Genomic DNA, 10,281 nt, shown 5'->3' on the forward strand with positions numbered 1-10,281 from the left:
TTGCATCTATCCGATGTCAGGCCGGGCCCATCGTCTCGCAGACGGTGCCGCGCGCGCGCAGCCGGCGGCAGGCAAGCTCTGCCTGTTCCTCGGTCAGGCCAAGGAAGGAGGCGCGGTATTTGCCGCCTTTTTGTGTGACTTTGCGCAGGCCCTGGTCGAGCGTCGCGCTTTCGGTCAGCCCGGTGCGCAGCAAGGCGCGCGAGGCCTCATATTCCGAATTATAGGCGCCGACCGCGACGCCAAAGCCGCGCCCGCCCGAGGTGGATTTCGACACCACCACCAGGTCTTCCACCGGGGCTTCCGTCCCGGTATCGGCCGAGGCCATCCTGACCGGCTCGAAGATCGGTGCGCGCCGTGCCGGGGCTTCCGGCTCGGTAACCATGGTTTGCGCATCGGCGACCACGGTTTCCACCGCCGTCAGCGTGCCCTCATAACCGGTAGGGGCGGGGAGTTCCGACATCACGTCCGGCGCGATATCGCTGATCTCGGCCAGTTGCACCGGCTCAGTAGCGGGGGCCACGGTCTCATAGACGGGGGCAGCCCCGGGAGCGACTTCGGCGGTCAGAGTTTCGGGGGGCGCCTCTGCGACGGTTGCGGGGCGGGTCAGGGAATCCGGGCGCGGCATCGGACGGATGCCGGCCAGCGCCATATCCTGGGCTGGGGTTTCGACCGGGGCGGGGGTCTCTGCCGGAGCCCCGCCTGCCGCCAGTGCTGCCGCCTGAGCCTCAAGGCTGCCCGGAGCAGCAGCGGCGGGCGTTGCGGTTGCCATGGCTGCGGCCTGGGCCTCAAGCGTGCCGGCAGGAGCCTCGGCAGCCGGAGCGGCAGCCGCAGCCAGCGCGGCCTCGACCGATTCCGGATCGACCATCGGCAGTTCCGCAGGTGCTGCAGCCACCGGCGCGGCGGCCAGCTCCACCGCCTGGGCCTCAAGTGTGCCAGGGGGCGGCGGTACGGCGGTTGCCTCTGCCAGCGCCGATTCCACGCCTTCGGCAATGGCGGCCGAAAGCGCATCCGGCACCACAACCGGCGCGGCTTCGGCGATCAGCGCCGAGGGTGCGCCGACCCGGGCGGGGCGCGCTTTGGGGCGCGGAGAGCTGGTCATGGCACCCGAAACCCGGATCGTCTTGCCGGCGCCGCCGGGCACATCCGGCGTGTCGATTGCCGTCGGGGCCTCGGCCATCAGATCGGCGGCTGCATCGCCGCCCTGAATGCCGACGGCTGCGGGCCGCTTTTCACGCACGCCGTTTCTGGCAAGCGAGAAGCCCTTATTCATCAGCTCGACCATTTTCGCGTTGCGCTGCGCGGTCGAGGTGCCGCCGAAGATCGTCGCGATGATGCGCTTGTCGCCCCGCTTGGCCGAAGCGGTCAGGTTGAAGCCAGCCGGCACGGTGTAACCCGTCTTGATGCCGTCGGCGCCTTCATAGCCGTCGAGGAAACGGCTGTTGGTATTCACCACTTTCGCGATGCCGGCATCGGCAGTGCGGCGCGAGAAGATGTTGTAGAATTGCGGGAAATCATAGAACAGGTGCCGCCCCAGCAGCGTCATGTCGCGCGCGGTCGAAAGATGCCCCGGCGCGGTCAGGCCATGGGCATTCTTGAAAGTGGTGTTCTTCATCCCAAGCGCGCGGGCGGTGCGGGTCATGCGGCTGGCAAAGGCGGCTTCCGACCCGGCAATGTGATCGCCAAGCGCAGTGGCTGCGTCATTGGCCGATTTGATCGCGGCGGCGCGGATCAGGTAGCGCACCTTGATCTTTTGCCCGGCCTTGAGCCCCAGACGCGAGGGCGGCTGAGCGGCGGCACGTTTCGTCACCGTCACCACGGTATCCAGCGACATCCGGCCTGCCTGGATCTCCTGAAAGGTGATGTAGAGCGTCATCATCTTGGTCAGCGAGGCAGGATGCAGTTTGGTATCCGCGTTTTGCGACCACAGCTCTTCACCGGTGCGCGCATCCAGGATGATCGCGGCAAAGGGCGCAGCATGGGCCGGCGCAGGCGCCAGCGCAGGAAGAATGAGCGCAAAAAGCGCACCAAATAGCGTTAGGGTGCGGATAACCCGCCCGATAAGCGATGCCACGTCGCCGATCCTTTGCCTGTTTCGGACCCCGGTTTTTATAGGGTCTCACTTCTGCCTGACTGTCAGGCTAGCACAGGCTTTCCAGACGGAAAACCCGGAAATTTCAATGGCTTTTCACGAGGAATTTACCTGATGCAGCTATGTTTCACCTGGGCCATATCCAGGGGAAAGGCAGGCTTTCGACGCTATGTCCTGGGGCCTCAGGTGATCTCTTGCAGCAATCCCGGCAGGAAAGACAGGTCGGCCAGGTGGCGATAGCGCGGATTTTCCACCGGCTCATCGGCGGAATCCAGCTCCCATGCGGGGCCATTGGGGACATGCACCCCCCAGGCGCCGGCATCCAGCGCCGCCACCACATCCGATCGCATCGAATTGCCGGTCATCAGCGCCTTTTGCGCGCCTTCGCCATGGCGGGCAAAGATCTTCTGGTAAACTCCGGGCGTCTTCTCCGACACGATCTCGACCGCGTCAAAGCAATCGCCAAGGCCGGATTGCGCCAGTTTGCGCTCCTGATGCAAAAGATCGCCCTTGGTGATCAGGATCAGCCGGAAATCCGCCGCCAGCGCCTCGACCGTCTCGCGGGCATGGGGGATCAGCTCGACCGGGTGGTCAAGCATCGCGCGCCCGGCCCCCAGCAATTCCTGGATCACCGGGGCGGGAACCCGCCCCTCGGTCACCTCGATCGCGGTCTCGATCATCGAGAGGGTAAAGCCCTTCACCCCGTAACCATAGGCGCCGATATTGCGTTTCTCGGCAGCCAGCAGCCGTTCATGCAGCTGATGCGGATCGCTGTAGTCGCGCAGAAGATCGGTGAAATGATCCTGGGTCAGGCGGAAAAACGCCTCATTCTGCCAGAGCGTGTCATCCGCGTCAAAGCCGACTGAGGTGATCATTTGGCGGCTCTCCGGTTCTGGCATCACGCTGGCGCGGATGCATCAATGCTATCTTAACGCCTTTGTGGCTCTTTTCGTGCTGAGAAAAGCGATTATATTCCTGTCAGATTCAAGACAATCCGAATCCTCGCAGCAACCGGAGAACCCGATTTGGCCCAAACCCCCTTAACCCTGTCTGACCACAAGGATGGTCCGGGCGCCGGTGGGTCGGGTGGCGCGCCAGGCGAGGATACCTCGCTGCTCGCGAAGCCGAAACCGAAGACGCAGCGCCCGCCGCTTTATAAGGTGCTGCTGCTGAATGACGATTACACGCCGATGGAATTCGTGGTCCATATCCTGGAGCGTTTCTTCGGCATGAACCACGCGCAAGCCTTTGACATCATGCTGATTGTCCATAAGAAGGGGCTTGCAGTGGTGGGTGTGTTCTCGTTCGAGGTGGCAGAGACCAAGGTTGCCCAGGTGATGGATTTCGCCCGCCGCCACCAGCATCCGCTGCAATGCACGATGGAAAAAGAGTGAGGCGGCTGCGATAAGCGGCAGCAGGACAGGCGGAACATGCGCGCATCCCGGATAGAGCTGGCCCTGGAACAGGGCCTTTTTGCGCTTCCCCCGACAGGGAAGATTGCGGTTTACCGCCCGCATCAGGGCGATGACCTTTCCGCCTTGCCGAAAGAGCGGGTGGTGGTGTTGACTGGCTTTCGCCCCGATCACGATTATTTCGCCGCGCGCGGCTATGCGGTCGAGGGCGAGACTCAAAGCGGGGGGCCTTTCGTCGCCGCGCTGGTCTGCGTGCCGCGCGCCCGCGAATATGCCCGTGCGCTTCTGGCTGAGGCGGCGGCTGTTGTGACCCCGGGTGGGCCGGTTCTGGTCGACGGGCTCAAGACCGATGGCATCGAATCCGCGCTGAAGGATCTGAAGCCGCTGGTGGCGCTGTCAGGGTCGATTTCCAAGGCGCATGGCCGTATCGCGGCTTTTCCGGCGGGGCCGGAGCTGGCCCCCTGGGCTGCGCAGCCGCGTGAGGTTGCAGGCGGTTTCCACACCCTGCCCGGCGTGTTTTCCGCCGATGGGCCGGATCCCGGGTCGGAATTGCTGGCGGGGGTTCTGCCTGAGAAGCTCGGCCCGAAAGTGGTCGATCTGGGGGCGGGCTGGGGGTATCTTTCCCGCGCGATCCTTGCGCGGGCCGGGGTGAAACGGCTTGATCTGGTCGAGACCGAGGCGGTCGCGCTGACCTGCGCGCGCGGGAATATCCAGGACGAGCGCGCCCATTTCCACTGGCAGGATGCGCTGGGTTTCCGCCCGGTGAATCTGGCTGAAACCGTGGTGATGAACCCGCCTTTCCATATCGGGCGCGGCTCTGACCCGACGCTGGGCATTGCGTTCATCCAGGCGGCGCGGAAGATGCTGGCACCGGATGGGGTGCTCTGGATGGTGGCGAACCGGCATCTGCCCTATGATGAGGCGCTGGCTACCCATTTCCTGGAATATGAGACCGTGGCCCAGACCAATGCCTTTCGCGTGACCCGCGCCATCAAGCCGCGCCGTCAGGGTCGCTGACCCGGCCGGCGCTGCCAGACCATCGAGGCCGATATGTCCTTCTCCCTTTCCGGCAAAACCGCCATCGTCACCGGCGCCGCCAGCGGCCTTGGCCTCGCCATTGCGCGTCATCTGATCAACAAGGGCGTGCGGGTGATGCTTGCCGATGCGGATGAGGCGCGGCTGATCGCCGAGATGGGCGAGCAGGCCCAGGATGAGGGCTCGGTGCGGCTTTTCCCCGGCGACCTGACCCGGAAACTGACGCTGGTGAATCTGGTTTCGGCGACGGTCGAGGCATTCGAGCGGATCGACATCCTGGTCAATGCCGCCCGTCGCTGCCAGATTTCCGAAGTGCTGAATCCTGATGCCGATCATGTCGAGACGCTTTGGCAGCAAAATGTGTTCTCGACGCTGCGGCTCAGCCAGATGGTGGCGAAACGCATGATCCAGAGCGCCGCTCAGACCGAGACCGGCGAGGCGGGTGCCATTGGCTCGATCATCAATTTTTCTTCGGTGGCGGCGGTGCGGGTGCAGCCGGAATTGCTGGGCTATTCCATGGCCTCGGCCGCGGTCGAGCAGATGACGCGGACGCTGGCGGTCGCGCTGGCGCCGAAGGGGATCCGGGTCAATGCGGTGTCGATCGGGTCGGTAATGAGTGCGAGCCTGCAATCCGCGCTGAAAGAGGCGCCGGGGCTGCGGGCCAGGATCGAGCGCGGCACGCCGATGGGCCGCATCGCGGCGCCCGATGAACTGGTCGAGACGATCCAGTATCTCGCCTCGGACGCGTCGCGGTTTGTCACCGGCCAGGTGCTGGTGGTCGATGGCGGGCGCGGCTTGCTGGATGCGGTATCTGCGCCGGCCTTTTAGCCCGTTCCGTTCAGGCCTGTTCTGCCACCAGCCAGGGCAATTCGCTGAAATCCGAGAAGCGCGCCGTTTGTGGCAGCGCTTCGGCGGGCGATTTGCGGTATCCTTCGGTGTATAGCAGGAAAGGCAGGCCGGCTGCGACGGCGGTATCGGCATCGACCTCGCTGTCGCCGACATAGATCGCGGTGTCAGCGCCCAGCTCTGCGATGCACAGCTGCAAAGGCGCGGGGTCGGGCTTCAGCGCAACCCGTCCACCGCCGACGATGGCGGCAAAGAACGGCGTCAGCCCCATCTGGTCCAGCACGATCCGTGCCGCTTTTTCCGGTTTGTTGGTGCAGATCCCCAGCGGATGCCCGGCCTGGGCCAGCGTCTCCAGCGCCTCGGTCACGCCGGGATAGATCCGGGTGCGCGAGGTGGGATCGGCCTCGTAGGCTGCCTCCATGGCGGCCACCAGCCGGGGGTGGTCGGCCATATCAAGCCCGCGCGTCTCCATCCCGCGCCGCACCAGATTGGCGACCCCCTTGCCGATGAAGGAAGTGACGGTGGCAAGGTCAAAGGGCGCCTGACCCTCGGCCTCGAACACCTGGTTCAGCGCCGCCATCAGATCGGGGACCGAGTCGATCAGCGTGCCGTCGAGATCGAAGATCACCGGGGTCATTTTCGGGATCATCGCGGCGCTCATTGCCTTGCAGCCTCGGCCACCGCGCGCAGCGCGCGGATGTTTTCGCCGTAAGGCGCGGGGTTTTTCACCGAGCCGCCGGTGAATACGGCCGAACCCGCCACCAGCACATCGGCGCCGGCCGCCGCGACCAGCGGCGCGGTCTCGGTGGTGACGCCGCCGTCGATCTCGATATGGATCGGGCGCTCGCCGATCAGGGCGCGCAGGCGCCGCACCTTGTCGAGCTGCGAATGGATGAATTTCTGGCCGCCAAAGCCCGGGTTAACGGTCATCACATTCACAAGGTCGATCTGGTCCAGCAGATATTCAACCGATTCGATGCCGGTGGCCGGGTTGATGCAGATCCCCGCCTTGACGCCCAGGCTGCGGATGGTCTGGAGGCTGCGATGCATATGCGCGCCGGCCTCAAGATGCACCGAGATGACATCGGCGCCGGCTTTGGCAAAAGCCTCAAGATAGGCATCGACCGGCGCGATCATCAGATGGACATCCATCACGCCCTTGATATGCGGTCGGATCGCGGCACAGGTCGCCGGGCCGAAGGTGATATTCGGCACGAAATGCCCGTCCATCACGTCGACATGCACCCAATCGGCGCCCTGGGCTTCAATCGCCTCGCATTCGGCGCCGAAATTCGCGAAATCGGCTGAGAGGATCGAAGGGGCGATCTTGATCGCGCGCGAGAAGCTCATGGGCAGGGCCTTTCCGACAGGGATCCGACTGGGGTTTCGACGGGGGGCGACGAGACCGCACCTGAAATAGCCCTGATCGCGCCCTGGTGCCAGAGCGGATATCGCCTGCCACCGCACTGACCTGCGCGGCCGGCGCTGTCATGCCCGGACTATCCCCGGGGGCGGCCATTCCGCCTGTTCCGACGAGGCGCTGAGCCCCCCTTGTCAGGGCTGTTTCGGCTGTGGCGCCGATTGGCAAATCGGGCTGTCTGTGGGTGGGCAGGCGGCGCGTTATCAGACTGGCCCGGAAAGCCGCCGCCTGTCCCTGGCTTCCTGGACTGCTTCTACCGCCCGGAGAGAAGCAGCCGAGAGGCAATGGCATCGGCGCTGCGGATCGCATCGGCGATGCTGCGGGCGGACAGGCTGCGATGCACGGAATGGATGACATTCGTGGGTTTCATCGCCTCTTCGCCGACGCGCAACAGGTCTGCGGCGCTGATATCTGCCAGCCCCAGATCCGCAAGCCGCACCGGCAGGCCAAGCGCATGGCAGAAGGTCACCGCCTCATGGATCTCGGCCCGCTCGCGATTTTCCAGCACCAGCAGACAGATGATGCCGAAAGCGACTTTCTCGCCATGGAAGAAGTGATGCGTCGGTTCCAGGATCGTCAGCGCATCATGGATGCCATGCGCGCCCGAAACGCCGCAGTTTTCAAACCCGAGGCCGGAAAGCAGCGTATTCGCCTCGATGATATTCTCGACCGCATCGGTCAGGCAGCCGGCTTTGGCGGCCTCCCAGGCGTTCAGCCCGTCGCGCATCAGCACCTCATGGCAGGCGCGGGCGATCTGGGCGCCGGCAATCGTCACCGCATAGCCATCGGCGATGTAATTGTTCGAGCGGCTCTCGAAATTCGAGCGCGCCTCATACCAGGTGGACAGCGCGTCCCCCATTCCGGCGGCGAGGAACCGGGCGGGCGCCTTCAGGATCACATCGCTGTCGACAAGCACCACATCGGGGTTGCGGTAGCAGCGTTCGACCCGAACATAGACGCCGTCTTCGGTATAGATCACCCCGATCGAGCTCGTGGGGCTGTCGGTCGAGGCGATGGTCGGGACCGTGATGATCCGCGCCCCCGCATCCCGCGCCGCGATCTTGCCGGTGTCGAGCGTCTTGCCGCCACCGACCCCGATCACCACCGCCGCGCCTTTGGCGAGGGTGGCGACCCGCGCCACCTCTGCTTCTGTCGATTCACCGCCGAAAATGGTGGAAACCGTCTCTACCCCTGCGGATTTCAGCGAGGCGCGCAAGCCGTCACCATAGGTCTTTTCAACAAAGGCATCGACCAGCAGCAGCGCCTTATTGCCCAGGCCTGCCGCATATTGCCCCAGATCAGCCAGCACGCCCGGCCCCTGCACATAGCGGAGCGGGCCACCAAAACCACGTTGAACCATGTCTCTCTCCCTCAGCGCAGCGTCAGGCCGCCGTCAATTGTGATGATCTCGCCGGTGGTGAAGCTGGCGGCGTCAGAGGCCAGATAGACCACCGCCCCGACCAGCTCATCGACCGAGCCGATCCGGTCCTGCACCGCGCCTTTGGCCCAGTGATCGCGGACGACATCCGGGTGTTCGCGCAAAACCTCATCCGTCAGTTCGGTACGGATATAGCCCGGAGCGATGGCGTTAACGCGGATGCCATGCTCGGCCCATTCGGTCGCCAGCGCCTTCGTGAGCATATGCACACCCGCTTTCGAGACGTTGTACGCAGCATGGCGGAAGGGCCAGTTGACGATCCGTCCCGACATCGAGCCGACCGAGATGATCGCGCCCGACTTCTGCGCGATCATCTGCCGCCCCGCCGCGCGGGACACCAGAAACACGCCATCAAGGTTCACCGCCATGGTGCGCCGCCAGTCGGAAAGCGCGCAATCCTCAGCCGCGGCCGGCAGCACGATGCCGGCGTTGTTGATCAGGATATCCAGCTTGCCGAAGGCCTGGACCGTCTCGGCCACCAGCCGGTCGGCGGCGGCCTCATCCGAGATATCGGCCTGGATCGCGATGGCTTTCGCGCCCATCGCCTCGATGGTCGCGACCACGTTCGCGGCGCGGTCGGGGGCGGAGTTGTAATTCACCACCACGCTCGCACCGCGCCCGGCAAGGCCATAAGCCAGCGCCTCACCGATGCCGCGCGAGGCGCCGGTGACAATGGCCACGCGGCCGGTGAGATCGAAGATATCCTTCGGTTTTGCGGACATGATTTCCTCCCCGAAATCGGTATGTCAGGCGGCGGCGCTGATTTTCAGCACATCGCGCGCAATATGTTCGGCGACCCGCACCCCTTGCGCCACGATGGTCAGCGAAGGGTTGAAGCCGGTGGATGAAGGCAGGAACGAGGCATCGACCACATAGAGATTGTCGACATCCCAGACCTTGCAGAACGGGTCCAGCACCGAGGTGGCGGGGTCGTGCCCGAAAACGGCGGTGCCGCATTGATGCATGGAAACGGTGATATCCATCCGCTGCGTGATGATCAGCGGATAACCGATGGAGCGCATGGTCTTTGCCCAGACCTTCACCAGCTCATTATGCGCCTTCTCATTGTTCGGCGTATAGCTGATCCGAACCGTGCCATCATTGTCGAGCGTGACGCGGTTCTCGCGGCGCGGCAGGTCTTCCGACATGATCCACCAGTCGACCGAGCGGGTCGCGAAAAGATCCATCGCCCATTCGGGGATGAATTTCACATTCGCCGTCAGCATGCCGCCCTGGAGTTTCCCCAGACCCTGGACGTTGCCCAGCGGGTAGGGCCGGTGATGGTTCGCGAGGTAGAAGTCATTGATCGCCATAGACTTCTGGAAGGTGACCTTGTTCTTCCTGAACGGATGGATCGCCATCATCGCGGTGTTGTTATGGGCCATATAATTGCGGCCCAGAAGGTCGGAGGTGTTATTGCCGATGCCGCCCGGATGTGTGTCATTCTTTGACCTGAGCAGCAGCACTGAAGAATTGATCGCTCCGGCCGAAGAGATGAACAGATCGCCCTCGATCACCTTCGTGCCACCATCCTGCTCGATCTCGACCCCGGTGATGCGCTTGCCCGAGGCGTCGGTGATCAGCCGCAGCACTTTGGTATCCAGCACCAGATCGACCTGGCCGGTTGCCAGCGCGGGACGAACCAGTCGCATCTCGGCATCGTTCTTGGCGCCCAGCTTGCAGGCAAACCCATCGCAGGTCGCGCAACGCACACAGGCGCCGCCCTTGTGGCGATCAATCGCAATCGGCAGCGGGAAGGGGCGCAACCCCTTGCCGCGCAGCTTTTCGGCAATTGCCTCGATCTCGGGCTCATGCCCGATGGTGGGATAGGGGAAGGGGCCCGAGCGCGGCGGCTCGATCGGGTCGGCGCCGGCGGTGCCATGGGTGCCCATCAGGCGCTCGGCCTCGTCATAATAGGGAGCGAATTCCTCATAGCGCCAGGGCCATGCGGGGGCGAGGCCGTCCTCGTGCTGAAGATCCTCGAAATCCTCCTTGCGGAAACGCACGGTTGCCGCGCCGAAGAATTTCGAATTGCCGCCGA

At 64.2% G+C, this 10,281-nt stretch carries 10 protein-coding genes; 3 read left to right on the top strand and 7 right to left on the bottom strand.

Annotated features, from left to right (window positions below):
• Positions 1 to 16 precede the first annotated feature (16 nt).
• Both DRF71_RS11640 and DRF71_RS11645 read right to left on the bottom strand, forming a co-directional pair.
• Positions 17 to 2,071, bottom strand: a complete 2,055-nt coding sequence (locus DRF71_RS11640) for a D-alanyl-D-alanine carboxypeptidase family protein (protein ID WP_112310693.1) — start codon at positions 2,069 to 2,071, stop codon at positions 17 to 19.
• Between the two features lie 200 nt (positions 2,072 to 2,271).
• Positions 2,272 to 2,964: an HAD family hydrolase gene (locus DRF71_RS11645; RefSeq protein WP_232831468.1), complete on the bottom strand. Its 693-nt coding sequence runs from the start codon at positions 2,962 to 2,964 to the stop codon at positions 2,272 to 2,274.
• Positions 2,965 to 3,135: 171 nt separating this feature from the next.
• Here DRF71_RS11645 and clpS point away from each other — a divergent pair, with 171 nt between their 5' ends.
• Genes clpS through DRF71_RS11660 form a run of 3 tightly spaced genes read left to right on the top strand, consistent with a single transcriptional unit; the run spans position 3,136 to position 5,364 of the window.
• Complete coding sequence (clpS, locus tag DRF71_RS11650; RefSeq protein ID WP_112311283.1) at positions 3,136 to 3,483, top strand: ATP-dependent Clp protease adapter ClpS; 348 nt, start codon at positions 3,136 to 3,138, stop codon at positions 3,481 to 3,483.
• A gap of 36 nt (positions 3,484 to 3,519) precedes the next feature.
• A complete protein-coding gene (locus tag DRF71_RS11655) occupies positions 3,520 to 4,518 on the top strand; it encodes a class I SAM-dependent methyltransferase (RefSeq protein WP_112310695.1) in 999 nt (332 codons plus the stop codon).
• Between the two features lie 33 nt (positions 4,519 to 4,551).
• Entirely contained in the window at positions 4,552 to 5,364 is an 813-nt protein-coding gene (locus tag DRF71_RS11660) for an SDR family NAD(P)-dependent oxidoreductase (RefSeq protein WP_112310696.1), read from the top strand.
• A 10-nt stretch (positions 5,365 to 5,374) separates the two neighbouring features.
• Here the strand turns inward: DRF71_RS11660 and gph are convergent, their stop codons facing one another.
• The 5 genes from gph to DRF71_RS11685 form a co-directional block, all read right to left on the bottom strand.
• Positions 5,375 to 6,031: a phosphoglycolate phosphatase gene (gene gph / locus DRF71_RS11665; protein WP_232831470.1), complete on the bottom strand. Its 657-nt coding sequence runs from the start codon at positions 6,029 to 6,031 to the stop codon at positions 5,375 to 5,377.
• 8 nt (positions 6,032 to 6,039) lie between these two features.
• Positions 6,040 to 6,732, bottom strand: coding sequence for a ribulose-phosphate 3-epimerase (rpe, locus tag DRF71_RS11670; protein ID WP_112310697.1), 693 nt, complete (start codon positions 6,730 to 6,732; stop codon positions 6,040 to 6,042).
• A gap of 323 nt (positions 6,733 to 7,055) precedes the next feature.
• Positions 7,056 to 8,162 carry a glycerol dehydrogenase gene (locus tag DRF71_RS11675; protein WP_112310698.1) on the bottom strand — a complete coding sequence of 369 codons (1,107 nt, stop codon included), beginning with the start codon at positions 8,160 to 8,162 and terminating at the stop codon, positions 7,056 to 7,058.
• 11 nt (positions 8,163 to 8,173) lie between these two features.
• Positions 8,174 to 8,962, bottom strand: a complete 789-nt coding sequence (locus DRF71_RS11680; RefSeq protein WP_112310699.1) for an SDR family NAD(P)-dependent oxidoreductase — start codon at positions 8,960 to 8,962, stop codon at positions 8,174 to 8,176.
• A gap of 24 nt (positions 8,963 to 8,986) precedes the next feature.
• Positions 8,987 to 10,281: GMC oxidoreductase (locus tag DRF71_RS11685; protein WP_198672169.1), on the bottom strand; the 1,295-nt coding region annotated here is incomplete at its 5' end.

Origin of the sequence: Pseudogemmobacter bohemicus (assembly GCF_003290025.1) — a bacterium.
GTDB lineage: Bacteria > Pseudomonadota > Alphaproteobacteria > Rhodobacterales > Rhodobacteraceae > Pseudogemmobacter > Pseudogemmobacter bohemicus.